Origin of the sequence: Enterococcus sp. S183_ASV_20, from assembly GCF_018919685.1 — a bacterium.
GTDB lineage: Bacteria > Bacillota > Bacilli > Lactobacillales > Enterococcaceae > Enterococcus > Enterococcus faecalis.
On the sequence record NZ_JAHLRI010000031.1, the window covers coordinates 1 to 25,923 of the forward strand.

At 38.6% G+C, this 25,923-nt stretch carries 19 protein-coding genes and 7 pseudogenes; 22 read left to right on the top strand and 4 right to left on the bottom strand.

The genetic code is table 11. From position 1 onward, the window contains the following. Nucleotides 1-210 precede the first annotated feature (210 nt). The 11 genes and pseudogenes from KQI94_RS10695 (at nucleotide 211) to KQI94_RS10745 (ending at nucleotide 13,665) form a co-directional block, all read left to right on the top strand. Nucleotides 211-3,243 carry a type I restriction endonuclease gene (locus KQI94_RS10695; RefSeq protein WP_002364887.1) on the top strand — a complete coding sequence of 1,011 codons (3,033 nt, stop codon included), beginning with the start codon at nucleotides 211-213 and terminating at the stop codon, nucleotides 3,241-3,243. Between the two features lie 189 nt (nucleotides 3,244-3,432). Further along, a complete protein-coding gene (locus tag KQI94_RS10700; RefSeq protein WP_002367943.1) occupies nucleotides 3,433-4,017 on the top strand; it encodes a DUF262 domain-containing protein in 585 nt (194 codons plus the stop codon). Continuing rightward, complete coding sequence (locus KQI94_RS10705) at nucleotides 4,014-5,249, top strand: IS256 family transposase (protein ID WP_002364885.1); 1,236 nt, start codon at nucleotides 4,014-4,016, stop codon at nucleotides 5,247-5,249. The genes KQI94_RS10700 and KQI94_RS10705 overlap by 4 nt, the downstream gene beginning before the upstream one ends. Before the next feature lie 262 nt (nucleotides 5,250-5,511). Then, nucleotides 5,512-7,554: a PTS sugar transporter subunit IIA gene (locus KQI94_RS10710; RefSeq protein ID WP_002331201.1), complete on the top strand. Its 2,043-nt coding sequence runs from the start codon at nucleotides 5,512-5,514 to the stop codon at nucleotides 7,552-7,554. Nucleotides 7,555-7,564: 10 nt separating this feature from the next. Then, on the top strand, nucleotides 7,565-8,185 hold the full coding sequence (locus tag KQI94_RS10715; protein WP_002331202.1) for a bifunctional 4-hydroxy-2-oxoglutarate aldolase/2-dehydro-3-deoxy-phosphogluconate aldolase: 621 nt from the start codon (nucleotides 7,565-7,567) through the stop codon (nucleotides 8,183-8,185). A gap of 11 nt (nucleotides 8,186-8,196) precedes the next feature. Continuing rightward, complete coding sequence (locus KQI94_RS10720) at nucleotides 8,197-8,655, top strand: PTS sugar transporter subunit IIA (RefSeq protein ID WP_002326530.1); 459 nt, start codon at nucleotides 8,197-8,199, stop codon at nucleotides 8,653-8,655. Between the two features lie 18 nt (nucleotides 8,656-8,673). Continuing rightward, nucleotides 8,674-8,952, top strand: coding sequence for a PTS sugar transporter subunit IIB (locus tag KQI94_RS10725; protein WP_002331203.1), 279 nt, complete (start codon nucleotides 8,674-8,676; stop codon nucleotides 8,950-8,952). Nucleotides 8,953-8,976: 24 nt separating this feature from the next. After that, nucleotides 8,977-10,344, top strand: coding sequence for a PTS transporter subunit IIC (locus KQI94_RS10730; RefSeq protein WP_002386123.1), 1,368 nt, complete (start codon nucleotides 8,977-8,979; stop codon nucleotides 10,342-10,344). 14 nt (nucleotides 10,345-10,358) lie between these two features. Next, nucleotides 10,359-11,504, top strand: coding sequence for a galactonate dehydratase (gene dgoD / locus KQI94_RS10735; RefSeq protein WP_002331205.1), 1,146 nt, complete (start codon nucleotides 10,359-10,361; stop codon nucleotides 11,502-11,504). Between the two features lie 26 nt (nucleotides 11,505-11,530). Then, nucleotides 11,531-12,022, top strand: a complete 492-nt coding sequence (locus KQI94_RS10740; RefSeq protein WP_002331206.1) for a hypothetical protein — start codon at nucleotides 11,531-11,533, stop codon at nucleotides 12,020-12,022. Nucleotides 12,023-12,464: 442 nt separating this feature from the next. Beyond that, a pseudogene (locus KQI94_RS10745) lies at nucleotides 12,465-13,665 on the top strand (MFS transporter). 75 nt (nucleotides 13,666-13,740) lie between these two features. Here KQI94_RS10745 and KQI94_RS10750 read toward each other — a convergent pair. Continuing rightward, nucleotides 13,741-14,301: a TetR-like C-terminal domain-containing protein gene (locus tag KQI94_RS10750; protein ID WP_002364878.1), complete on the bottom strand. Its 561-nt coding sequence runs from the start codon at nucleotides 14,299-14,301 to the stop codon at nucleotides 13,741-13,743. A 143-nt stretch (nucleotides 14,302-14,444) separates the two neighbouring features. On the opposite strand from KQI94_RS10750, the pseudogene KQI94_RS16805 reads away from it, so the two are divergent. From KQI94_RS16805 to KQI94_RS10780, 6 genes and pseudogenes are all read left to right on the top strand, one after another. Then, nucleotides 14,445-15,059, top strand: a pseudogene (locus KQI94_RS16805) (GNAT family N-acetyltransferase). Between the two features lie 240 nt (nucleotides 15,060-15,299). Beyond that, nucleotides 15,300-15,683, top strand: coding sequence for a GntR family transcriptional regulator (locus KQI94_RS10760; protein ID WP_002364876.1), 384 nt, complete (start codon nucleotides 15,300-15,302; stop codon nucleotides 15,681-15,683). 684 nt (nucleotides 15,684-16,367) lie between these two features. Further along, nucleotides 16,368-17,631 (top strand): annotated as a pseudogene (gene sstT, locus KQI94_RS10765) (serine/threonine transporter SstT). A gap of 536 nt (nucleotides 17,632-18,167) precedes the next feature. Then, nucleotides 18,168-18,632, top strand: coding sequence for a PTS sugar transporter subunit IIA (locus tag KQI94_RS10770; protein ID WP_002355429.1), 465 nt, complete (start codon nucleotides 18,168-18,170; stop codon nucleotides 18,630-18,632). After that, nucleotides 18,625-18,921: a PTS sugar transporter subunit IIB gene (locus KQI94_RS10775; protein ID WP_002307675.1), complete on the top strand. Its 297-nt coding sequence runs from the start codon at nucleotides 18,625-18,627 to the stop codon at nucleotides 18,919-18,921. Before KQI94_RS10770 ends, KQI94_RS10775 begins: the two co-directional genes overlap by 8 nt. A 19-nt stretch (nucleotides 18,922-18,940) precedes the next feature. Beyond that, a pseudogene (locus KQI94_RS10780) lies at nucleotides 18,941-19,551 on the top strand (PTS transporter subunit IIC); the annotation flags it as partial. Here KQI94_RS10780 and KQI94_RS10785 read toward each other — a convergent pair. Continuing rightward, nucleotides 19,551-20,411 (bottom strand): annotated as a pseudogene (locus tag KQI94_RS10785) (MATE family efflux transporter); the annotation flags it as partial. The pseudogenes KQI94_RS10780 and KQI94_RS10785 sit on opposite strands and share 1 nt — an antisense overlap. 281 nt (nucleotides 20,412-20,692) lie before the next feature. On the opposite strand from KQI94_RS10785, the gene KQI94_RS10790 reads away from it, so the two are divergent. From KQI94_RS10790 to KQI94_RS10805, 4 genes are all read left to right on the top strand, one after another. After that, nucleotides 20,693-21,361, top strand: coding sequence for a 2,3-diphosphoglycerate-dependent phosphoglycerate mutase (locus KQI94_RS10790; protein ID WP_002334632.1), 669 nt, complete (start codon nucleotides 20,693-20,695; stop codon nucleotides 21,359-21,361). A 102-nt stretch (nucleotides 21,362-21,463) separates the two neighbouring features. Next, nucleotides 21,464-21,730 carry an ACT domain-containing protein gene (locus KQI94_RS10795; RefSeq protein ID WP_002355434.1) on the top strand — a complete coding sequence of 89 codons (267 nt, stop codon included), beginning with the start codon at nucleotides 21,464-21,466 and terminating at the stop codon, nucleotides 21,728-21,730. A 14-nt stretch (nucleotides 21,731-21,744) separates the two neighbouring features. Beyond that, on the top strand, nucleotides 21,745-23,088 hold the full coding sequence (locus KQI94_RS10800) for a PFL family protein (protein WP_002384854.1): 1,344 nt from the start codon (nucleotides 21,745-21,747) through the stop codon (nucleotides 23,086-23,088). Between the two features lie 54 nt (nucleotides 23,089-23,142). Then, nucleotides 23,143-23,619, top strand: a complete 477-nt coding sequence (locus tag KQI94_RS10805; RefSeq protein WP_231419988.1) for a transposase — start codon at nucleotides 23,143-23,145, stop codon at nucleotides 23,617-23,619. A 371-nt stretch (nucleotides 23,620-23,990) separates the two neighbouring features. Here KQI94_RS10805 and KQI94_RS10815 read toward each other — a convergent pair whose 3' ends face one another. After that, nucleotides 23,991-24,440: a DIP1984 family protein gene (locus KQI94_RS10815; protein ID WP_002331389.1), complete on the bottom strand. Its 450-nt coding sequence runs from the start codon at nucleotides 24,438-24,440 to the stop codon at nucleotides 23,991-23,993. Nucleotides 24,441-24,930: 490 nt separating this feature from the next. Here KQI94_RS10815 and KQI94_RS10820 point away from each other — a divergent pair. After that, nucleotides 24,931-25,812, top strand: a pseudogene (locus KQI94_RS10820) (ABC transporter substrate-binding protein); the annotation flags it as partial. Nucleotides 25,813-25,820: 8 nt separating this feature from the next. Here the strand turns inward: KQI94_RS10820 and KQI94_RS10825 are convergent. After that, a pseudogene (locus KQI94_RS10825) lies at nucleotides 25,821-25,923 on the bottom strand (IS30 family transposase); the annotation flags it as partial.

Below are 25,923 nucleotides of genomic sequence, written 5' to 3' on the forward strand. Positions count from 1 at the left end.
TTTTCTTTCGTCGGAAATACAATTTGAGTGTACCATAAATGCCTTTTTATTTTTCTAACTTAATTTTACAATTCGCGGGATAAAAAAAGAATTATAATAAATCAAATGATTGATAATAAGATAGCTGAATTGATGGAACTTGAGAGTTATAAAAAAGCTCTCATCTACGAATACGTAACAGGTAAAAAAGAAGCCTAGGAGGTGATTCATTTGGTAGAGAACAAAGAAATTCGTTTTGAGCAGGATATTGAGACTTCACTGACTACGTATGGCAAATGGAAGAAAGAAACATTCAATGAATCAAACTTTGATCCCATAATTGGTTTGGATTGTCAAAAATTGCTAGGCTTTGTCCAGAAGACTCAACCAAAACAGTGGGTACGTCACCAACGAAACTATAACAATGATGGAGAAGTCAAGTTCCTTCAACGCTTTAATCAAGAGGTAGAAACCCACGGCATGTTACATGTATTGCGCAATGGGATCAAAGACCGCGGTGTGCGCTTTAAAGTAGCTTACTTCAAACCTGCTTCAGAGCTGAATGATGAAAGGATGGAAAAGTATGAAGCAAATAGTTTTACCTGTACTCGCCAGTTTGCTTACAGTCCTAATAACCATAAAACCATTGATATGGTTTTGTCGTTAAATGGTATTCCGCTCGTTGCTTTAGAATTGAAAAACCAGTACACTGGTCAAACAGTAGAAAATGCCAAACTCCAGTTTCAAAAAGATCATGATCCAAAAGAATTGGTATTTCGTTTTAATCGCCGCTTCTTAGTCTATTTTGCGGTGGACCATACAGATGTTTATATGACGACAAAGTTGGACGGTAAAAAAACGTACTTCTTGCCATTCAATCAAGGTTCCAATGGGCCGGGAAGAGTTGGTGGAGCAGGCAATCCGTCCAATAAAGATGGCTACCCAACTGCCTACTTGTGGGAAAAGGTGCTTACTAGAGACAATTTGATGGATATTATCCAACGTTTTATGAATCTAGAGATTAAAAAAGAAAAGCAAGGCGACAGAGAAGTCACAAAGAAAACGTTGATTTTTCCTCGTTATCATCAGTTAGATGTGGTTCGAAAATTGGTTGCAGATGTAAAAAGCCATGGTAGTGGAGAAAATTATTTGATCCAGCATAGTGCTGGTTCTGGAAAATCTAATAGTATTGCATGGCTGGCATACCATTTAGCCTCTATTCATGATCAACTGAACTACCCAATTTTTTCATCAATTATTATTGTGACTGATCGAACAGTATTGGATCGCCAGTTGCAAAATACTATCATGAACTTTGATCATCAGACAGGTTTGGTAGAAACGATTGACGATCGCAAATCCTCTCAAGATTTAAAAGAAGCCATTAATGATGGGCGTAAGATCATTATTACCACTTTGCAAAAGTTCCCAGTGATCTATCAGGAAGTAGATCAAGTGGAAGGTCGTAATTTTGCTGTGATTGTGGATGAGGCACATTCTTCACAAACTGGGAACAGTGCCCAGAAGCTAAAAGCCGCTCTTTCGGACAAATCTAAATCCTTGGAAGAGTATTATGAACTGGAAGGCGAAGTTGACGATGTATTACCAGATGCTGAAGATGAACTAGTTCAACAATTGGCAGCACAAGGTAAACATCAAAATTTAAGTTTCTTTGCTTTTACCGCTACACCGAAAGAAAAGACATTGGAAATGTTTGGTACGAAACAACCAGATGGGCATTTCGAACCCTTTCATGTTTACTCGATGCGCCAGGCGATTGAGGAAGGCTTTATCTTAGATGTGCTGAAGAACTATATGACCTATAGTACTTCCTACAAAATTGCCCGTGAAATTGAAGATAACCCAGAATTACCAAAGAGTGAAGCAACCCGAGCGATTGTTCGTTTCCAATCATTGCATCCTTGGGCAGTTGCTCAAAAGACGGCTGTGATGGTTGAGCAATTCCGAGCGGTTACTCGTACAGCTATTGGTGGGCAGGCAAAAGCAATGGTCGTTACCGCATCACGCTTACACGCTGTTCGCTATATGAAAGAATTTAAAAAATATATAGCGAACAAAGGTTATAATGATTTGAATGTGTTGGTTGCTTTTTCTGGTTTGGTAGTAGATGGAGAGACTGAATATACAGAAACGAAGATGAATGTCACAAAATCTGGTGAGAATGTTCGGGAGAATCAATTAAAGGAAGCTTTCCATACAGATAATTTTAATATCTTGATTGTTGCTGAAAAATATCAAACGGGTTTTGATGAACCGTTGCTGCATACCATGTTTGTCGATAAGAAGTTAAAGGGTGTTAAAGCTGTTCAGACTTTATCACGACTCAATCGAACAATGCCTGGGAAGAAGGATACCTTTATTCTTGATTTTGTAAATGATGTTGAAGATATTGAAGCTGCTTTCCAACCCTTTTATGAACAAACAAATTTGAGAGAAGAAATCAATGTTAACTTGATTTATGATACTCAAAGCAAGCTACGAAAATTTAATGTTTACAATCAAGGTGATATTGAACGTGTCATGAAATTGGTGAAACAAGCCCAAAAGCAACAGAATGAGCGCTTGCTTGGACGAATTTCTAGCATGTTTAAGCCGATTATGGATCGCTATGAGGAAATGAATAAGGATAATCAGTACCAGTTTCGGGTGACTCTACGTAACTTTAGCAAGTGGTATGATTATATTTCACAACTTGATCGGTTATTCGATATGGAATTATTGGAGGAGCGGATTTTTACTGGATACTTGCTGAAGTTTCTACCTAAAGAAACACGAGAGAATATTGATATTTCTGATAAAGTAAAGTTGGAATATTATAAGTTACGTCAGGATTTTTCCGGTGAAATTCATCTAGTGAATAAAGAAGGCGAGCTAGTAAATCCAAAGACAATTGATGCAGGAATCAAACCGCCGGATGAACGAGACTCACTAGAAGAAATCATTCATAAAATCAATGAACGATTTCCTAATGATTTTGATGAAGGAGATCGAGTATTAGTAGAGATTTTGTATCGGTCATTTGCAGATAACCCAGATTTGAAGGTTGTCAGCATGGCTAAGAATAACGATGCTCAGATGTTTGAAAAATCGCTGTTCCCTGATGTATTTAAAGATAAGGTGATGGAGCAGTATGAGAAAAACAATGCAGCTTTTGAGAAAATGTTTGGGCATGATGATAGGTACTTTGATCTAGTATATACATTAGTTGCTAGAGATTTATACAAGTTATTACGGACGAAATAACTTGTATAAATAAGGATTAAGCAATACAATTTCTCTCAAAAATAAAGGAGAAGTTGTATTGTTTGCTTTTAAGAAAGCGCTGAAAAATTTGTTACATACTAAATTGTCTGAACTCTGTCATATCAGCTATGTTAGAATAAAGGAAATAGATTTATTTTTATAAACAGTGTTGTCTCGGAAGTTTAAAATATGTCAACCACAATTGAAGTGAACAAACAAAGCGTGAAGCAGTTTCTTGAAACTGGGAAGATCAAAAAATTTGTTATTCCAGAATATCAACGTCCCTATGCTTGGACTGACGAGCAAATCCAAGTACTGTTTGATGATTTAGCGGAGTACACAGCAAACAATAACGAGAGTACTTACTTTTTGGGAAGCATTGTGGCTTATGAAAATGATCATAACGAGCAAGAAATCATTGATGGACAGCAAAGGATAACTACGCTATTTTTATTTTTGAGAGCTATCTATGCTAAATTAGAAAATAGTTGTGAAAAGGAAGCTTTATTCTTGAAAAGCCAAATTGAACCTGCGTTATGGGAACAAGATGACTTAACAGGTGAGGTTAAACCAGATAAAATTCTGATTATGTCTCGAGTAATGTGGGACGAGGGGAATGAAGAATTTGCTAGTATTCTAGTAAGTGGTGAAGCAGATGTTAAATCAAAAAGTAATTATTCGAAGAACTATATTTTAATTCAACATCTATTAAATGAGTATGCAACAAACGAACCACTATCATTTTATCGTTTTATCAGTAAAAAGGCGATTTGAATGAATTATTCCGTGTCCATTTGGAAAAAGCTGTCAATACGCTTCTCAAAACGGAGTTAACGGCTTTCCTCGATTACGAAAAGTACGATCGCATTGGTTTTAACACGGGTAATTCTCGTAACGGCTCCTATGACCGTACGGTCAAGACCGAGTACGGGGAACTTCATCTCCAGATTCCGCGCGACCGCAACGGCGAGTTCAAGCAACAGACTGTTCCTGCTTATAGACGGACGAATGATACCTTAGAGGAGACCGTCATTCACCTCTTCCGAAAAGGTATTACCATGTCGGAAATCGCAGACTTGATTGAGAAAATGTATGGGCATCACTACACGCCCCAAACCATGTCCAATATGACTAAATCATTTACGGAAGAAGTCACTTCATTTAAGGAACGTGAGCTTCATGACCGTTATGCCGCTATTTATATGGACGCAACCTATATCCCTTTAAAGCGGAAAACCGTCGCCAAGGAAGCCATTCATATCGCAGTTGGCATTCGCCCGGACGGTTCAAAGGAAGTGTTGAGCTATGCGATTGCACCAACTGAATCTATCACGATTTGGGAAGAGATTTTAATAGACCTCCAGGAACGTGGCGTGAAAAACGTCCTCCTTTTCATCACGGATGGCTTAAAGGGGATGGCAGGGGCCGTGCAGCGGTTCTACCCCAAAGCCCGTTTTCAACATTGCTGTGTGCACGTTTCCCGTAATATCAGTCACAAAGTGCGTGTCGATGATCGTAAGGAAGTCTGTGATGATTTTAAAATGGTGTATCAAGCGTCATCTAAAAAGGCGGCATTGGAAGCACGTGGTGCTTTTGCGGAAAAATGGAAAACCAGTTATCCAAAAATGGTGGAATCGATCCTTTCGAACGATTACCTGCTCACTTTCTATGATTTCCCATTAGCCATACGCAAGACTATTTACTCTACGAACTTGATTGAATCCTTTAATAAGCAAATCAAGAAATACAGCCACCGCAAGGAACAGTTCCAAAATGAAGAGTCGATGGAACGTTTCTTAGTCTCGTCTTTTGATACTTACAACCAAAAATTCCTAGGTCGCAGTCATAAAGGTTTCCAACAGGCCGAAGGCGAGCTCGAACAAATGCTGAGTCAACCGATGGAGAATTGGAAACAATCTACAGTAGGGAAGAACCATTTACACAAAATTATTGACGCTCCCAAAAGCATTGTTTTTAGCAGTTTAATATTATTCTTTTTCAATTAGACTGACTTGATTTAGTTACGGAATAGATACTTTAATGTGTTGAAGAAGCAACGTCCCGTGTTTATTTACTAAAGCATCCAATATTCACATTAGCCCTAAAATAATTGTCATACCATGTTACATTTGATATAACAGCGTTCATTTTAAAAATAGCTGTTAGTGTGACAAAACATTAAACCAAGTGTGACAAAAAACGTGATGAAAGCTTTCCGGAAACGTATGTGAACAAGTATATAATGATTTTGTCAGGAGGATAGTCAAAATGAATAAACGAATTCGTGAAATACTCAAACTGATTATTAAAAACCCTGAAATGAAACTTTCCACTTTAACAAGTGAACTTGATTTGACACGTCGTCAAATCAATTACGCGATCAATCAATTTAATGAAGAATTGAAAACAAAGAACATTCCGTTAATTCAGAGAAGTCATTCTGGAAATATTACGGTACCAATCGAGGTTATCCAAATGATATCACAGCCTGATTACGACATAGGTGATGATCAGGAACTTGTCGTTCTCACTGATAGTGAAAGACAAGCATTGATAGTGATGACTCTGATCGCTAATATCGATTACATCAGTCTAGATCATTTGGTAGATGCGGTTGATGTTAGTAAGACGACTGTTATGGAAGATATCAAACGAACGGAACCGTTCATCAGAAATTATAGTCTGACAATTCGATATAATCGGATGAATGGTTACCAATTGGTTGGTTCGGAACACCGTATCTTACAGCTGTTATCGGATCTAGTAAAACGGTATCCGATTTTTCGCCGAGAAATGATTCGCAGAAAATTGGCACAAGATGTTTCTGAAGAAGAAATCGTCCATTTGATCCATAACATGGAACAAATGTTGCATCTTAGTTATTCTGATGAGTCGGTAGACTATTTGCAGACATCAGCGAGATTTTTAGTAAGCCGTGGGATCAAGATGTCAGATAAGCACGCGTTTTTTCCCGATGATGTGACGGATACTCCTGAATTCCGAATGCTGATGATCTTGGTACATGAAACAGGTTGGAGTCTATCCAAAAGTTATATGGAGTGGTTCACGTTATTATTTTTAACTTCCAATATTTTTGAGAGCAAAACTACTCAAAATTATGATTCGGATCAAGAATTGCGAAAATTGATCAGCCAAATGGTTGAAAATTTCCAAAATCAAACGTTGATTTTGATCGATGACCGAGAAGACTTTGAACGTAGGATACTGAGTCATCTGCGTCCAGCCTGTTTTCGAATACGCTATAACTTGAGTTTAGGAGTTTATTCAATAGATAGTCTGATCAAGGATAGTAATCATGCGATTTTGATTGATTTGATGAAAGAATTGATTATTCCTATTGAGAATTGGCTAAATAAGGCCTTTCCAAATGATGAATTAGATCTTTTATCCTATTACTTTGGCTATCAATTAAGTAATCATAATAAATTGAATAAGCAACGACAAAGGGCTGTAGTTGTTTGTACTAATGGTGTCATGGTCTCAAAGTTAGTACGAGCCAATATGGAAAAACTTTTTCCAGAGATCCATTTTTTAGCTTCCCTATCTGTGCGTGATTTCTACAAATTTGAAGCTGATTATGATCTGGTCTTTACTACGACGCCACTAAAAAGTTCTATGCTGCAGTTTATGATCGAGCCAATCATGACATATCAGCAACAAATCAGTTTACGATATCGAGTTTTGAGTGATTTAGGAATTACTAAGGTTGATCGAGCAATGGATGAATTGTTAACAATCATTAGGAAATATGCAAATATCACCAATCCAGTTTCGTTGCGAGAAGAACTGCAGTACTTTTTGATCAAGGAAGATGGAAGCACGCCGCTGGACAACTTCAAGGTATTGCCTTCATTGACTTATTACTTGCGGCCGAGTTATGTACAAATCGTTGAAGAAGAGATGTCTTGGGAACGAGCAGTGGAGGTGGCTTGCCGACCGTTATTGGAACATCAAATCATTGACTCGCGTTTTATCGCTGATTGCTTGGATCAAATCAGACAACCGGGATATGCAGGTTACTTGGGAATGAAGACTTGCATTCCCCATACAACGGTCGATAAAGGTGTAATCAGTGACGGTGTCAGCATTTTAGTTTGTAAAAAGCCGATACGATTTCCTAATGGTGAAGATGTCAGCTTGATTTTGCCGCTTTCATTTTTTGATTTAACGAAGCATCTGCGAGCCATCAATCAAATCGCTGATATCGCCAAAGATGATTCATTGATTGAGCAGTTATTGATTGCTGATGACGAAAAGACAGTTTATCAACTATTAAGACAAAGATCTTAAGGAGGAAAACATGAGACTAGCAGATTATCCTAAATTGACAGTGATCATGCGTGGTTATACTTTTGATCAGGCAGATGCTATTTTACAAGCAATGCAGGAATTTGACCATCAATTTGCCGTAGAGATGACAATGAACACAAAAGGAGCTCTTGAAAATATACATGAACTAAATCAACGTTATGGTGACACGACTTATATCGGCGCTGGGACGGTAAGGACATTAGAACAAGCCCAAGCCTGCTATGAGGCTGGTGCAAAATTTTTATTAGGACCACATATGTTCACAAAAGAAATGTTGTCTTACGCCAATAAGAAAGGATTATTGGCGGTACCTGCCGCAATGACTCCTTCAGAAGTCGACCGTATGTTTAAAGAAGGAGCTGATATTGTAAAAGTATTTCCTGCAGCGGTTGTTACTCCGCGTTTTTTCAAGGATATTCAAGCACCTTTAGGTAAGTTACCACTAATGGGGGTTGGTGGAATCAGTAAGGAGAATGCGAAAGAGTTTTTTGAACAAGGTGCTAGCTATTTAGGTCTTGGTTCCGGTATGTTCAACAAACAAGACATCGAAGAGCTAAATGTTAAAAACTTAGCACGTTCGATGAAAGAATTAATTGAGGTTATTAAATAGGAGTGAGGCCTTTGGAACTTTATTTGAATGAGGAACTCGTTTTTCGAAATGTTCAAGCAAAAACAGATAGTGAAGTCTTAGCGTTTTTGGCAAGCGAGATGTACAAAAAAAACTACGTGAAGGAGGAATATATTCAAGCAATCCAAGAACGGGAAAAAGAATACCCTACTGGATTACCATCAACACCACCAGGAATCGCAATTCCCCATGCAAACTATGAAATGGTCAATAAAACAACTTTAGCAATTGCGACTCTTAAAGATCCGGTCCTATTTCATAATATGGAAAATAACAATGAGCAGTTACCAATCCAAATTGTGATCATGATGGCGATTGGGGAACCACATGGGCAAGTTGAAATGTTACAAAAAATTGTTGGAATCATACAAGATGAGCCACTGCGGCAAGAAATGATCAGAGCAGGCAATGATACTGAATTATTAGAACTATTAAAGAAAGCGGTTTTTTAATATAAGGAGGAAATCATAATGAAACGAATTTTAGTAGCATGCGGAAATGGTATCGCCACTTCAACAGTAGTAGCAACAAAAGTTAGAGAGTATTTGCAACAACATGGCATTGATGTTTCAACGACTCAAACAAAATTGATGGAAGTTCCAGGAAAAGTTCAAGACTATGATCTATTGGTGACGACTGGTCAATTTGATGGTCAAACAGGTGGTGTACCAGTAATCAAAGGGATGCCGATTTTAACAGGTATCGGTGCCGATCAAACAATGGAAGAGATTTTGAACTTACTGAAATAATAGCTGATCAAAGGAGCTGAAAAAATGAAAATCATTATGAACGTCTTTAACTTCTTTATTGACGCTGGACCAACAGTTATGTTGCCAGTCATCATCACGATTATTGGTTTGATTTTTGGGTTAAAGATTTCTCGTGCTTTTAAATCAGGTTTGACATTAGGTATCGGTTTTGCCGGGATCAAGTTGATATTGGACTTTATGACGACCAATGTTGGACCAGCTGCCAAGGCGATGGTTGATCGAACTGGTGTTAAACTAGATGCTTTGGATGTTGGGTGGGGTTCGATTGCGGCTGTTACTTGGGCATCGCCAATCATTCCAATCTTGATTTTTGCCATTCTATTGGTCAATATCGTTTTGCTGATTTTGAAACGTACACATACGCTGGATGTTGATATCTGGAACTATCACCATATGGCAATCGTTGGTGTTATGGTGTATTTTGTGACTAAGAATGTCTTCTTAGGTGTAGGTGCATCAGTAGTGATGGCAATTGCGACTTTTAAGATTTCAGACTGGTCGCAACCGATGGTAGAAAGTTTCTTCGGAATCCCTGGTGTTTCTTTACCAACTGTTTCTGCGCTCTCATCACTGGTTATTGCTTGGCCGTTAAATTGGCTGCTGGATCGTATCCCGTTATTCAGAAAATCAAAATTCACCATCAAAGATGCACAAAAATATTTGGGATTTTTTGGTGATTCTATGATCATGGGGTTAGTTATCGGGATGGTGATTGGTGTTTTAGCCGGCTATGATATCAAAGCGGTTTTACAATTAGGTGTCAGCATGTCAGCTGTTTTGGTTTTGATTCCTAAGATGACTTCATTATTTATGGAAGGATTGATGCCAATTTCAGATGCTGCACAAAAATGGTCACAAAAAAAATTCAAAGGTACACGTTTATTTATCGGATTGGATGCTGCAGTTGTTGTAGGTAATCCAGATGTTATCACAACAGCATTGATCATTATTCCACTAACGATTGCATTAGCTTTAGTATTGCCAGGAAACCGTGTGTTACCATTCGCAGATTTAGCGGTTGTTCCTTTCCGCGTGGCAATGGTCGTTGCCTTGACTCGTGGTAATTTATTAAAAAATATCATTATTGGCTTAGTTGTGACAGCTTCATTGCTATGGTGTGGGTCAGCTACTGCGCCAATGCTGACAGCAATTGCCAAATCGGTTGGTATTAACTTAGGAACTTCTTCAATGTTAATCTCATCATTTGCTGCGACTTCCATGATCCAAAGTTATTTGGTATTTATCGCATTTGCTTACAAACCAATCATCGGTATTCCAGTGTTGTTATTAGCCTTTGCGGGCGCATGGTATTACTTCGATGGTATCAAAAAAGTTAATCATGAAATGGATGAACCATTGAAGGCACAATAGTAGGAGGGTTTAAATTGAAAATTTCAGATGTCACAGTGTATAAAGTAAAACCAAGATGGATTTTTGTTAAGATCTCGACTGACGAAGGAATCGAAGGCTGGGGAGAAATGATCTCAGGAACTAAAACAGAAACGGTTGTTGCTGGAGCTTATGAGATAGGAAACCGGCTGATTGGACGTAATCCGTTTGAAATCGAGCGCCTCTTCCAAGAAATGCATCGATCTTTCTTCCGAGGCGGTCCTATTAATGGAACCATCGTTTCGGGTTTAGAAATGGCTCTGTGGGATATCAAAGGAAAAGCGTTTAATGTTCCGGTTTATGAATTATTGGGCGGTGCAGCACGTGATAAAATCAAGGTTTATTCTTGGATTGGTGGAGATCGACCAAGTGAAGTTGCAGAACAAGCACAAGATCGGTTTGATCGGGGCTTTACGGCCGTCAAGATGAACGCGACAGAAGAGCTGCATTATATCGATTCCTACCAAAAAGTTGATGAAGTGGTGGAACGAGTTGCATCTATTCGCGAACGTTTTGGTGATGCAATGGATATTGGTGTTGATTTTCATGGACGGGTCCATAAACCGATGGCAAAAGTGCTAGCAAAAGCTTTGGAGCCATTCCATCCAATGTTTTTGGAAGAAGTCGTTTTACCTGAAAATGAAGAACACTTTAAAGAAGTAGCTGATTCTGTGGCTGTACCATTAGCTACTGGTGAACGCTTGTACACTCGTTGGCAATTCAAGAACCTCTTTAAACAAGGTACTGTTGATATTATCCAACCAGATGTGGCTCTTTGTGGGGGAATCTTGGAAACCCGTAAAATCGCAGCGATGGCGGAAGCTTACGACATGGCTGTTGCGCCTCATGCGCCATATGGTCCTGTTGCACTAGCAGCAACTCTGCAAGTAGACTCATGTACGCCAAACGTCTTTATCCAAGAACAAAGCTTAGGGATCCACTATAACAAAGGTTTTGATCTGTTAGATTTTGTGAAGAACAAAGAAGTTTTCCAATATAAAGACGGCTACGTAGATCTACCTTCAAAACCAGGTCTGGGCTTGGAAATGGATGAAGACAAAATCAAAGAAATTGCACAAGAAGGTTTGATTTGGACCAATCCGCAATGGAAAAATTATGACGGTACGATCGCTGAGTGGTGATAAATGAAAATAAAGGATGATGAAAGATGGCAGAAGCACTTATGATCACAGTTTTTTTAGGACTGCTGATTATTTTGCAAATAATCGATCAAAAGAAAATTATCGTGTTTGCTCAGAGTAGTCCTGTAAGGAAGAGTTTGAGTATTTTACTGACAGTCGCCATCCTGTTGATTTTCTGGCCGGAACATCTTACTGATCAGATTAAACTGGTTGCTTTTGCTTCTGTCATTTTGATCAATGGTTTTTTGAAGGAGGGTCTAGCAAAAGATTCTGTTGTTAGATTTGGAGTATTGAACGGTAACTTTAATCGATATCCTCAAGTCCAAGTAGAAAAACTAGGTGACGATAAATCATTTATTTCATTTTACAAAAGCAAGAATAATTCTTTTTCAATGATTTTTGATAAAGATCAAACTGAAATGATGGATGTCTTTCAAGAACTTGATATCCATTCCAAAATTACTTTAGATCAAAGTTCGGAAGAAAAAAGAGCAGTTGTAAAAAAAGATAATGAATGATTCTACTACCGAAATTATGATTTCTTTATCACGAATAATGAAACTTGTTTTAATGAATCATATTGATTGAAGTATACAATGTATATTAAGTTTTGGAAAGAAATATATTGGTACAAGATATAGCAGGAATCGATTACTCGATCCCTGCTTTTTTTAACTTCCTTTGCAGCAAAAAAAGCTCGTAATCTAAGAGATGATGGATAGTTTTTAGAATATATATATTTTCTTCAATTCCAGAAAAAAATGACCAAGCTAGTATGCTAAAAAAGTACGATGCTTCTATGATCTTTTTTCCGTCTTTATTAACAGATGTTTTAATTGATCAACGCATATTGTAATCTACCCTAATTTCCATAGTTCTTCACCACTTTTAAAAATAGTAAAACCCCTACAAGTATGCTATAGTAAATTGCTAAAGAAAAACCAATAAGGTGGGAGATGTATGCGCGATCAAACAAGCGGAAAAATGATTCGTTTTTATTATACAAGTTTGCAATTTCTCTATTGGATGATGTTTTGTTCTGTCTATGGGTTTGCGACATTGTTTTTGATTTATTTCAAGATTGATCCAGCTAAAATCGGAGGGATCTTAGCATTGGTCAATATTGTTTCAACGGTGCTTCAGCCTTTTATCAGTCAAGTGATCATCAAGAAAAGAAAGATCCCACTGATCACCGTGCTGAAGACGATGATAGCAGGATTAGGAGTGATTCTCTTAGCTGGGGTATTGATTCCGAATTTGCCGATCATTACTTATATCTTGGGTGGGATTTTAGTAGTTTCTATGCAATCATTTCTCAATGCGCTGGCATTTGAGTATTCAAATACCGGCTACAGGATCAACTTTGGCTTTTCAAGAGCTGGTGGTTCATTTTCTTATGTTGTAACTTCTTTTTTACTGGGACAGCTGTTAGCGATTTATTCTGCCGCGATTTTGCCGATCTTGGTTATAGTTGAAGCAGTGATATTTTTCGTTATTTTGCATCTGCTGCCGGATGTAAAAAATCAAGAAGTTTTTCCTATGACAAAAGAACAGGATCGCTCAGTTTCTTTGAGAAAAAAATATCCTTTCCTGATTTTGTTGTTTTTAGGTTTCAGTTTTCTTTTTACTTTCCACACCATGATCAACAGCTTTTTGGCACAGATCTTTGAAAATATCCACGGTGGCAGTAAAGAAGTTGGCATCGCATTGATGATCGCCGCTTTATGCGAATTACCGGGAATGATCTTTTTTGAACAGCTTGTCAAAAAAGAAATCCAGCAAATTTTGGCTGTCTGTTGCCAGTATTTCATTTGCTGTCAGAGGATTCATGATGCTACTGGCCAGTTCGATCCTGATGATGGAAATGACGCATCTCCTACAAGCCTTCAGTTTCGCTTTGTTTATTCCAGCTTCGGCTTATTTGTTCAATCAATTTCTGGCGGATGATGATCGTGTATTTGGACAAACGATGATCATCATCGCCACAACTCTTGGTGGGGTGATAGGAAATGTCTTGGGCGGCAGTCTGCTGCAGCATTTCGGTGTATGGGAGATGCTGATTTTCGGTACTGGTTTTGCGGTGCTGGGTGCTTTATTAACTATTTTGGGCATTCGAAAAATACCGAAGTTATCTGAGGATAGCGGAGACATTACTAAATAATTGGAAATACACAAGATCATTTTATTGGATTTTTGTTTAAAGGAAGCGTCCCGACGCTTCCTTTTTCGTTTGTTTTTAAGGCATGATAGGTTCTATGTTGTCGTTCAATAAGCGCAAGAAGGTCAGCATTTTTTTCTTAGAGTATGCAAAATTGCTTTCTACCCAATGATTTAAAACGGAGAGGCACCCTTGGATATGGTAGATGGTGAAGTAACGCATTTCTTCTGTGATCACGGTTTTTTTGTCTTCTTGTAGCCAGATTTTTAAATAATTTTCTTCGATCAGATTATTTAATCTCTTTTGAAATTGGATATCTCCGTGGTTGATGACGAATAACTTGTATACGAACGTATTCGTATAGACATAGTCGATCAAATGAGCGTATAGATCCTCGTAGCTATGTGTCGTATCGTAGGAAATGATTTCATCCAAGTCTTGGAAAAAGCTATTTTCCAGTTTTTCATAAAGATCATAGATATCCGTATAATGTGTATAAAATGTCGAACGGTGAAGATCAGCAGTTTCGGTCAGTTCACGGATGGTGATGTTTTGAATTTTTTTATCTACTAATAATTTTGATAATGCTTCTGCTAACGCTTTTTCTGTTTTTTTGACGCGGCGATCCTCTTTTTTCATTTTGCAGCCTCCTAATCAACATAATCAAGGAATTGTGTCGGTTATCCGACAATTTCACCGCTATCTGAACATAGATAACCGACACCTTGTCTATTATAATATAAGTATAGCATATCAATATTTAAAGAATAGGAGAATAAGTGATGGAATTAGCCTTTAAGCAACTGGAAAAGAAAGACTACAAAAAAGCCATTCAATTCGCGATTAAAGGTATGCACTTTGATTGGTATACCAAGAACAAACTCCTTTTGAATCTTTATGGAAGATACTTTTGGTATCTAGAATTGAATCGCGCGACACAAATCATTGCTTTATATGCGGATGATGAGCTGGCAGGTGTTTTATTAGCAGACATCAAAGGAAAATCAAAAAAGCATCATTCATTTAGTTAAAAGTTATATGTTAAACTATTTGATTTCTTACAAAATGCATTTGTGAAAGACAGCAAAGGCGGGTATGACGACACCAATGAAGAATTGCTTTCAGACTATTTAAAAAAACATTCCCCAGATGGAGAAATTGTCTTTTTAGCTGCCAACCCTGATTTAAAGATCAAGGGGATCGGTAGTAAATTATTAAAAGAATTTGAACGCCGAGAGCAAGGAAAAGAAGTATTTCTGTTCACGGATAGCGGCTGTACGTATCAATTTTATGAACGACGCGGTTTCGAACGGAAAAAAGAAAAAGATATCGTCATGAAGATCCTTAATAAAGAAGTAGATCTCCGCTGTATGTTATATAGTAAGATCATTCAGTAATGTTTTTTACTATCAGAAAGCAGAAGTACCACGAAGGTCAATGGAAAAAGCGAGTAATTGATCCATTTAGATGAAGATAGGTGTAGTCTCAAAGATATTAGCTGGCAAAGATATCCCCAGTTAAAAATAGATTTCTGTATCCAACAATAAAAATATTTTTGTATTTATTAGTATATATACTTTACAAAAATTTGTATATATACTAATTTTTTTGTAGGATCAATGAAATGAGGGGAAAATATGCCAAAATATAAAGAAATAGCCTTGGCTCTAAAAGAGAGGATCGTTGAGGGAAAATATCAGGAAGGTTCTAAATTACCTGAGCAAGAAAGTCTGGCTAGAGAGTTTAAAACAAGCTGTGTTACTATCCGCAAAGCTATACAACTCCTTATTGATGAAGGTTTGTTATATACGAGACGTGGATCTGGTACTTTTATACGAAGCAATATCAGACAGGACAATGAGAATGTCACTCAAGTAAATAATGTATTTGGCACTTCATCACAAGAAAATACAAATGTGACAAGTAAAATAATCCGTTTTGATGTCCGGTTTCCTACAGATTATGAAAGGCGGCTTTCTGCAACCTACTTCCGATCCCCTTCCTGCAAATCATGGGTATAAAAAAATAGGCATATTAAGCGGGCTAGGAGGAGAAATATTCACATATCATTTTTTCATTCCGCAAGCTGCGTCAAGTTATTTGGAATTTGTAGAACAGATGAGAGAGGTAGAAGCAGCACTACAAACTACTTTTCAATAAGTAGGAATTATAGAAATTTTACTCAAAAAATCTTCATTAAAAAATCTGACTAAATAAGTTGAGAAAACAGAATATACTTCAATATCCAGTGATTTATAAATATCATTCACTCATGATACCCAGCTCCGTATCATAAATGAGGATTTTTTTGACAGTACAATGTTGTTGTAATGAGAGATGAGTAATAATGAAATAACACAAAATTAAAAATGCCCTTTGTACCCGTAGTGTTTCAGTAACAGAAAAAATCATTCAAAAAATGGATTTATTGAAAGTCTACAAGAACAAGACTACTGATGAATTCCGCCTAGAATCTAACCTATTCTTTATTTCAAATCAATAAATCATCATTTCGTTAATTTTTTCCCCACGAACGTGGGACAAAAGTAAGAAACACTTTTGACTCATTCTTTAAAAAAGAATAAACGGTGGGAGCAGAAGCAACTCCTTCTTATTTCTCGGATTTAAACGCTTCTGTCCGATCCTCTTTAATAGTTTGAATTTTTAGAAAGTTTATCTTTTATTTCTATTTTAGAGATGTTAAAATGATGGTTAAACTATATAGGGGTGATTATTTGTTAGATAAGTTTTTGGATATGTCTTTAGTTCAACGAATTAGTTGCGGTATCATAGTTGGTATTATAGTTGGTATTTTTTTACCCTCATGGACGTTTATCACCATATTGGGGACTGTATTTGTCAGTTGCTTAAAAGCCATTGCTCCTCTCTTGGTATTTTTTCTGACGGCAGCTTCGATTGCAAAACATAAAGTTGGGAATGAAACCTATGTCAAACCTATTTTATTTTTATACTTAGGTGGAACGTTCCTCTCTGCGTTAGTTGCAGTAGTCGTTAGTTCGATTTTTACGATCCCAATCACTTTGCAAGAACAGGTCTCTGAAAAGGCGCCACAAAATATCGGCAGTGTCTTATCTACGATGTTGACTAACGTGACACAAAACCCGATCCAAGCAATCATTGAATCAAATTATTTAGGCGTTTTGTTCTGGGCCGTCTTGTTAGGGCTGGCTTTGCGTAGTCATACGGAAACAACTAAAGAAGTCGTGGATCAAGTTTCTGTAGCCTTGTCATACGTAGTGCAGCTGATCATTGCGTTTGCACCGATCGGTATCCTAGGATTAGTTTATCAATCGATCTCAACGACAGGGTTGTCTGGCTTAGCAGAATATCTTCAACTAGTTCTGGTATTAGTAGGAACCATGTTATTTGTCGCTTTAGTTGTTTATCCGCTTCTGACTTTCTTATTTATCAAAGAAAATCCCTATCCATTGATTTTCTTTTGCTTAAAAGAAAGTGCGGTTCCCGCCTTCTTTACACGTAGTTCAGCAGCCAACATTCCTATCAATATGATGTTAGCCGAACGATTGAAATTAACAAAGGAATCCTATGCGATCTCGATTACGTTGGAGCGACCATCAATATGGGGGCGCTGCTGTAACGATTACCGTGATGACATTGACGACGGTACAAACATTAGGGATCGAAGCGTCCTTTGCTTCAAAATTGATCCTTAGTCTGTTGGCAGCCATTGCTGCTTGTGGAGCTTCAGGCGTTGCGGGAGGTTCGTTGCTATTGATTCCTTTGGCTTGCAGCTTGTTTGGTATTTCGAATGAGATTGCAATGCAAGTTGTAGGGATAGGATTTATTATCGGTGTGATCCAAGATTCGGTAGAAACAGCTTTGAACTCTTCTAGTGATCTGTTATTCACAGCGATTGGGGAATTAAGCGCGCGGAAACGTAACGGAGAAGCAATCTCCTTAAAAGATTCCTTAAGTGAATCAAACTGATTGCGAATGGGTGATCATTTTTCGATGATTGGTTTTCTGAAGTGATGATTGACCGAAAATAAAAAGCTTTTATCCTAACTTCAAGTATAGGGTAAAGGTTTTTTTATTTTGAATTTATGTAGAATCAAAATGAGCGTGGGATAAAAGTAAGAAACACTTTTGTCTCATTCTTTAAAAATGAATAAACGGCGGGGGTAGAAGCAACTCCTTCTTAAATAAGCCGAAATTCACAAAAATTTGAAAAATAATTTTCGTGAATTTCGGCTTATTTCTCAGAGTGAAGCACTTCTGCCCCAGCCTTATTTTGGTTCGTTTTTTCTTTTATAGGGAAGAAAAAACGAACTGTTTTTTTGAGAGAAGGCTATTTTTTTATGGGTCAAACGCTCTTGGCACAGAAAATAAGAATAAATTCCCATTAGAGCACGCTTTTTGTTTTTTCACTATAAAAAAGTGAACCCAGTTTATATTGTCAAGTAAGGCAGAGTAACTTATAGTATAGACGTGCATAAGTAATAAATGAAATAGAGGCGAAATAAGTGTTAAGTAAAGTAATCAAAGATGAATATATTCAACTAGATGTTCAGGCAAATAACTTTGAAGAAGCAATAAGAAAAGCTTTGCAACCTTTCTTAGAAGCAGATGTAGTAACTGAAAAATATGTCGAAACAATTTTGAAGATTTACGAAGAGACCGGTCCATATATCGTTATTACTGAAAATATTGCTTTACCTCATGCAACGGTGGAAAGTGGAGCAAAAGATGTAGCTATTGGATTTATGCGATTGAAGACCCCAGTTACTTCAGGTCATCGCACCAATGATCCAGTTAAATATCTTTTTTCATTAAGCGCCAAGAATAACCAAGCGCATATTGAATTGCTATCAGAATTGGCAAATTTATTAGGAAATCCAGATTTTCTAAAATTTATCAAAGTCGTTTCATCTAGAGAAGAATTTAAAAACTATATTGAAAAAGCAGAAGGAGAGAATAAACATGAATAGTCATAAAGCTTTAGTAGCTTGCCGTGCAGGAGTAGGATCAAGTTTGATGCTAAAGATCAAAGTCAATGAAGTTGTTAAAGAAAATAACTTTCCGTTAGAAGTAGAACATTCATCTTTAGATGGTGTGCCAGGTTTTCAAGGAGATATGATCATTACTTTGCCTGATGTAGCGAATGAATTAATAGAAAAAAATTTACCACAGAAGATTGTTGGCATTGCGAATATTGTGGATAAGAATGAAATTAAGATAAAACTTGAAGAAGCATTTATTGAGTTAGAAAAACAGTAGTTAGAAAGGAAGGCTGAAAATGGATTTTATTATTAGCTTCTTAAGTACGCCCGCAGTACTATTAGGGCTTGTGGCTATGATAGGCTTATTAGCACAAAAAAAGTCTGGAACAGAAGTCTTGACTGGAACCTCTAAGACAATTATTGGCTTTTTGATCTTTAATGCAGGTGGCACGATCATGACAGGGGCTTTGCAGAACTTCAATACGTTGTTCCAAACCGGATTTCTTATCAAGGGAGTGCTTCTCCTGAAGCAGCGACAGCATTAGCGCAGACAGAATTTGCGTTTGTTACGAGTAGTACGCTGATTTTGGGATTTATCATGAACTTAGTAATTGCTAGGATTACTCCTTTCAAAAATATCTTTTTTACGACTGGTCATAGTTTGTTCTTTGCGTGTGTGTTATCTTTGATTTTGAAAGCGCATAACTTCTCGGATGTAGCCGCAATTATCGTTGGTGGATTATTACTTGGCTTCTTCTCCGCAGCATTGCCTCAATTATGTCAGCCCTTCATGCGTAAGATTACAGGAAGTGATGCAACTGCTATTGGCCATTTTAATATGGTTGGCTATGCACTGTCTGGTTATATTGGCAAGCTATTTAGTAAATATAAAGACCGCACAACCGAAGACATCATTGGCTGAGTGGCAAATTGGTCGATCCTTCCCGCGGCAGCTTGAGCCGCTACGACATCTGTTCCCAAACTATTTAGAGCAGACTGCAATACCACCGCTCCAATAGCGATGATGGATGATTGGAAAGCCATAGGCAAGCCCGCATTCAAATGAGTGAAAATAGTGTCTTTATCTATTTTGAAATCACTTTTAGAGACTTGCAGCAACGGGATTTTCCGTTTGATATAGATGACACACATCAAACTTGCGGAAATTTGCGCGATAACTGTCGCATACCCAGCCCCAGCGATCCCCATGTGGAAATTGATAATAAACACCAAATCCAAAATCACATTGATGATCACAACGAAAATCAAAAGGAACAAAGGTGTTCGGCTATCTCCTAGCGCTCGAATCATATTTGAAAGAAGATTGAACGCCATTGAGGCAAACATACCGCCTAAGATCACGCAGATAAATTCCTGTGCTTGTTGGATAATATCCGGCGGTGTCTGCATCAGCAATAATAACGGACGTAAAAATACTAAACTCAAAACAGTCAAAATAGCAGTTACTGTGAAACTAATTATAATAGCAACAGCAAAACTTTTCTTTACACCGCGAAAATCCTGAGCGCCGAAACGTTGCGCCGTGATGATAGATAATCCAGCGGTCAAACCTTGAGCAAAACCAATGATCAAAAATGTGATACTTCCTGTCGCGCCGACTGCTGCCAATGCCTCTTTACCGATCGTTTGCCCAACAATGATCATATCTACTATATTATAGAACTGTTGGAAAATATTCCCCACGAGTAATGGAATGGTAAATAAAAAAATCAACTTTGCTGGGGTGCCTATAGTTAGGTCTCTCATGATAACTCCTCAATTTTTTTCAGAATATTTGCAAATTACATATTATCATAGTTTAATAGAACCACAAATAGCTGATTTATACAAAAAATACAGCAAAAAAAGAGCAATTTGTTAATGCTTACAAAAAAGATGCTTGATAGCATAAACTCAGTTCTTTAGATTTTTTAAAATCAATTGGTACAGCTTTAAGAAAATTTTATGAAAAAGATGAAAAAGATGTCAACTGCAAATGACATTTCTCAAAGAAACTGGGATAATAAAGGAAGAGAGGTGGAAGACATATGGATGTAGTACTGATGCGGCACGGGGAAAGTGAAGCAAATTTTGAAAATTATTGGACGGGATGGCTGGATGTTTCTCTGACAGAAAAAGGACAGGAACAGGCTCGTAAGGCAGGGGAAAAAATCAAAAACGCGCAGATCGAGTTTGACGCTGCATTTACGTCAGTATTGAAGCGGGCATCATTGACTTGCCAGATCATCTTAGAAGAAAGCGATCAGTTATGGATACCGACATTTAAAACCTGGCGTCTGAACGAGCGGCATTATGGCGCTTTAGTAGGGAAAAATAAGGATGAAATGGCACGAGAATTCGGGGCAGATCAAGTCAAACGCTGGCGTCGAGATTATTATGAAATGCCTCCATTAGTAGAAGAAAACCATTTTGATCGCCGTTACGCACAATTGGCAGATCAAGACATTCCTCATGGAGAAAATCTGCAAATGACGGTCCAGCGGGTCGCGCCATTATGGCAAGACGAGATCGCGCCGCTGTTGGGTTCGGGTAAGAATGTTTTGATTACCGGACATGGCAACAGTCTGCGGGCACTGGTGAAATATTTGGAGGATGTACCGGAAGACCAAATGGATACCATTGATATTCCCAATGCGCAGCCGATCCACTACCGCTTTGATAAGAACTTGCAGATCGTCAATAAATCGATCCTCTAAAGACGAATATTGGCTGAAGGAAATAGCCCTTTGTTTCAGAATTTTTCATAAAACTATCATAAATTATGGTATACTATTGAAAGAATTGGAGGAATAAGAATAATGAAAGCTATTTTAACGGTGGTCGGGAAGGACAAGGTTGGGATCATTGCCGGTGTCAGCCAGAAGTTGGCAGAATTGAATATCAATATTCTAGATGTATCTCAAACGATCATGGAAGATTATTTTACCATGATGATGATGTTGCAAATGCAACCAGAGGCTGATTTAGAAGCGATCAAGCAAGCATTGAGTCAAGTTGAAAACACGTTGAGCGTCAAAATCAGCATTCAAAATGAAGAGATCTTCAATGCGATGCATAAACTATAATTCGGAGGGAAATGATGGAAACAAAACAAATTCTTGAAACGATCCGGATGGTAGAAGAAGAAAATCTTGATATCCGGACGATCACAATGGGTATTTCATTGTTGGACTGTATCGATGCCAGCACAGAAAAGACTTGTCAAAATATCTATAATAAAATCACCAGCAAAGCGAAAAATCTTGTAAAAGTCGGTGACGAGATCGCCAGTGAATTTGGGATCCCCATCATCAACAAGCGGATCTCGGTAACGCCGATCGCAATCGTTGCTTCCGCAAGCGGCGGGCAAGACTGTGTTGCTTTTGCGCGAGTTTTGGACAAAGCCGCAAAAGCGGTGGGGATCAATTTTATCGGCGGGTATAGCGCATTAGTTGAAAAAGGCTATCAAGGAGCGGACCTGTCCTTGATCCAATCGATTCCGGAAGCCTTGGCAGAAACAGAATTTGTCTGTTCTTCTGTCAATATTGGTTCGACACGGGCAGGGATCAATATGGACGCTGTCAAATTGATGGGTGAAACCATCAAACAAACCGCCGAAGCTTCAGATATGGGCTGTGCGAAGTTGGTAGTCTTTGCGAATGCGGTGGAAGACAATCCTTTCATGGCGGGAGCATTCCACGGGGTCGGTGAAGCAGATTGCGAGATCAATGTCGGTGTCAGCGGACCGGGCGTAGTAAAACGCGCTCTGGAAAAGGTCAAAGGCGAATCTTTCGATGTGGTTGCTGAAACAGTTAAGAAGACGGCATTTAAAATCACGCGGATGGGACAATTAGTCGGTCAAATCGCTTCTGAGCGATTGCACGTACCCTTTGGTATTGTGGATCTGTCATTAGCTCCTACTCCGGCAGTTGGTGATAGTGTCGCGTTGATCTTGGAAGAAATGGGCTTGGAAGCTGTCGGCACACACGGTACAACGGCCGCACTGGCTTTATTGAACGATGCTGTGAAAAAAGGCGGCGTGATGGCCTGCAACCATGTGGGAGGCTTATCAGGCGCATTCATCCCGGTTTCTGAAGATGCAGGTATGATCAAAGCCGTAGAAGAAGGCTATCTGAATCTGGAGAAATTAGAAGCGATGACCGCCATTTGTTCAGTGGGTCTGGACATGATCGCGATCCCAGGAGATATACCAGCGGAGACGATTGCGGCGATGATCGCTGATGAAGCTGCGATCGGTGTCATCAATCATAAAACAACGGCGGTGCGGATCATCCCCGCTAAAGATAAAAAAGTCGGCGATTCTGTCGAATTCGGCGGTTTGCTGGGGACTGCTCCAGTCATGCGGACGAATTCGGCGAAATCGACGGACTTTATCCAACGAGGCGGGCGGATCCCGGCACCAATCCATTCATTTAAAAATTAGGAAGATAGTGAGAAAATAATGTTTGATTCATATATATGGGATTTTGACGGGACGTTGTTCGATACGTATCCGATCATGCTTGACAGCATGATGAAAGCTTTAGAAGATCGGCAAGTAGTTGCTGATCCAAAAGCTGTTTATCGATTATTGAAAGAAAAATCTTCAAAAGCATTGACTGAAAAATATCATTTGGACTTTCGAGAATTCTCAGATGATTTCCATCAATACGAAACGCTTGATACACGTCAACCTGTCACATTTGATCATGTGTATGACACATTGACGCAATTGAAACAACAAGGATCTAAACATTATATCTTGACTCATCGTACGATCGCTTCGACTCGCGAATTGTTAGTAAAAGAAGGAATGTTAGAATTTTTTGAAGAAAACGCAAGGCGCCTGGCACTCATCTTCCTCCCTCCCTACAGCCCTCAGTTGAACCTAATGGAAGGCGTTTGGAAGTGGCTCAAGGAATCGGTCATCTTGACCACGTCCAGAAAATCAAACAGTCGGTCCGCGGTTTCTTAGCTGATGTAAACGAGCGTCCCCTTGAGGTGATTGACCGACTGTGCGTGCGGATGTAAAGTATTTAATTCAACCTATATAGCTAAACGATCAAAGATTCCTTGATCTGGTTTCCTATGTTGGAAACGGATCAGGGGGTCTTTTGCTTTTGAAAGAGGTCTTGTTGAAAAAAAACCTCTGTTTACCTTTTGAGTAACAAAAGATAAACAGAGGCACCCACCTTGTCAAACCAGCACGTGGTCGTTAATTGAAAAATATAAGTTGTACGCTTGTAACTGAACAGCAGTCATTAAACTGGTCCCTGCCAGACCCCATTGGTGTACATATAAGCCTGTACCTGCTTTGTGCTCGCTTTTGACTCCCACCCAGCTGTTTTATAAATCAACAAGCCAATTTGTTTGTTGAATCTGCCCGTCTAATTCACGTAAGGCTTTTGCGGTTTGATTCAAACGGTCGGTGATTTGCTTGGTATCGATCGTTCGGATCATACGAATCTCATTACGTCCCATCCGTGGAGCAACCTTGGCTGCTTCCAATGTTGCCGTTAGCATCGCATGCGAACGCCTTAAAGCTTCCCGTTTCTCTAATGCAGCAGCAATCGTTTCTTGTTCACCGATTTTGGCGACCGCATTTCGCTGATTGATTGCAATGACCAACTGGGCAAATTCTTGGTTTGTTGTTTCATAATCCAGCAGTAAGTCGTCGATGCTGCGGTCTAACGTATCGCCTTCTTGGATCACGGCACTACTGGCAATCTCTTCTCGTAACAGAGTGAGTTTGGATTCAAGATCTCTTCGTAGTAATAATGCTTCAGCAAGTTTCATTGATTTCATCCTTTCGAGCAAGGTTTCTTTTCTTTATCTTAGAAAAAAAACACTAAGCTGGCAAGTATTTGCCCTCCAAAAAGTCTCGAAGCCATTATTGAAAAGATTGAAAATTCTAAAAACTGTTTGACTAGAAAAACGAGGAATAGTATACTTTTATCAATTCAGTAGAATATAGGACATCGATGAGAAGAGTAGCTTTGATGACTGTTTAAAGAGAACCCGAGTTGGTGAGAAAGGGGACAGAACGCTAAGTGAAGATGAGCTCAGAGTCTTTTAACTGGTTTACGCTGGTTAGACGGAACGCAGCCGTTATCCTGCCGAGTATGCATACGTACTGATGAGGTGTTATTTGTAAAAATGACACGAAAAAGGGTGGTAACACGAAGTCTTCGTCCTTTTGTTGATCAATGATGATCAGCAAAGGGACGAGAATTTTTTTATTTGATCAAGCTTGCAACTCGCAAGTGAAAAGGAAAGAGGAGAGTAAATGAAAAAGGGTTTGGTTGTTGTAGGAATTTTAAGTTTTTTGTTAGCAGGATGTAGCACGACTGGATCGTCCGCAAAGGAGACAGATCCAGAAGTTCAAGAGATTTCAGTCAGCTTACCGGCAGAGTTGACAACATTAGATACGACGCAAACAACGGATAAAGTTACGTTTACCGTTATCCAGCATCTTTTTGAAGGGTCGTATCGTTTTGATGAAAAGAGTCAGCCAGTTCCCGGTTTGGCGGAGGAAGCAGTCATCAGTGAAGATGGCAAGACATATACCTTTAAACTAAAGGAAGAAGCCAAATGGAGTGATGGGCAGCAAGTGCAAGCAGCAGATTTTGCTTATGCTTGGAAGAAACTGGTCGATCCTAAAACCATGGGGCCTAATGCGTATCTTTTAGACAATGTCGTCAACAGTCAAGATATTCGCGAAGGGAAAGCAGACATTGCGACGATTGGCTTAGAAACACCGGATGAAAAGACCTTTGTCGTCCATTTGGAACAGCTGCAACCTTCTTTTTTATCGGTGGTGTCGATTGGCTGGTTAGCGCCTCAAAGACAGTCTTATGTTGAAGAAAAAGGGACGGCATATGGGAAAACAAGTGAAGACTTGCTCTATACGGGACCTTTCATTCTGAAAGACTGGCAACAGACCGGTGCAGAATAGATGCTTGCCAAAAATCCTGAGTATTACGATCAAGCGGTAGTTAAGTTGGATAAAATCAAAGGTTCCACGATCAAAGAGGAGAATACTGGAATCCAGTTGTTTGAAAGCGGGGAGTTGGATCTGCAAAAAATCAGCGGACTCTATGTGCAACAGTACCAAAATAATGACTCCTTAGTCACTCAAAAGGATATTGCCAACTATTTTTTAGATTTTATGATTTGTCAAATTAAGTTAGAATAAAATGCTTCTTGTACATAGCTCAAAAATATCTCAATTGGTGTTCTGTAATTCAATGATTTTCTTGGAATATGATTACGTTGATTG

What these genes read in the sequence shown, in the direction of transcription:
- KQI94_RS10700 (WP_002367943.1), top strand. Translation starts at nt 3,433, where the DNA reads ATGTCAACCACAATTGAAGTGAACAAACAAAGCGTGAAGCAGTTTCTT.
- KQI94_RS10710 (WP_002331201.1), top strand. Translation starts at nt 5,512, where the DNA reads ATGAATAAACGAATTCGTGAAATACTCAAACTGATTATTAAAAACCCT.
- KQI94_RS10715 (WP_002331202.1), top strand. Translation starts at nt 7,565, where the DNA reads ATGAGACTAGCAGATTATCCTAAATTGACAGTGATCATGCGTGGTTAT.
- KQI94_RS10725 (WP_002331203.1), top strand. Translation starts at nt 8,674, where the DNA reads ATGAAACGAATTTTAGTAGCATGCGGAAATGGTATCGCCACTTCAACA.
- KQI94_RS10730 (WP_002386123.1), top strand. Translation starts at nt 8,977, where the DNA reads ATGAAAATCATTATGAACGTCTTTAACTTCTTTATTGACGCTGGACCA.
- KQI94_RS10740 (WP_002331206.1), top strand. Translation starts at nt 11,531, where the DNA reads ATGGCAGAAGCACTTATGATCACAGTTTTTTTAGGACTGCTGATTATT.
- KQI94_RS10750 (WP_002364878.1), bottom strand. Translation starts at nt 14,301, where the DNA reads ATGAAAAAAGAGGATCGCCGCGTCAAAAAAACAGAAAAAGCGTTAGCA.
- KQI94_RS10760 (WP_002364876.1), top strand. Translation starts at nt 15,300, where the DNA reads ATGCCAAAATATAAAGAAATAGCCTTGGCTCTAAAAGAGAGGATCGTT.
- KQI94_RS10775 (WP_002307675.1), top strand. Translation starts at nt 18,625, where the DNA reads ATGAATAGTCATAAAGCTTTAGTAGCTTGCCGTGCAGGAGTAGGATCA.
- KQI94_RS10790 (WP_002334632.1), top strand. Translation starts at nt 20,693, where the DNA reads ATGGATGTAGTACTGATGCGGCACGGGGAAAGTGAAGCAAATTTTGAA.
- KQI94_RS10795 (WP_002355434.1), top strand. Translation starts at nt 21,464, where the DNA reads ATGAAAGCTATTTTAACGGTGGTCGGGAAGGACAAGGTTGGGATCATT.
- KQI94_RS10800 (WP_002384854.1), top strand. Translation starts at nt 21,745, where the DNA reads ATGGAAACAAAACAAATTCTTGAAACGATCCGGATGGTAGAAGAAGAA.
- KQI94_RS10815 (WP_002331389.1), bottom strand. Translation starts at nt 24,440, where the DNA reads ATGAAACTTGCTGAAGCATTATTACTACGAAGAGATCTTGAATCCAAA.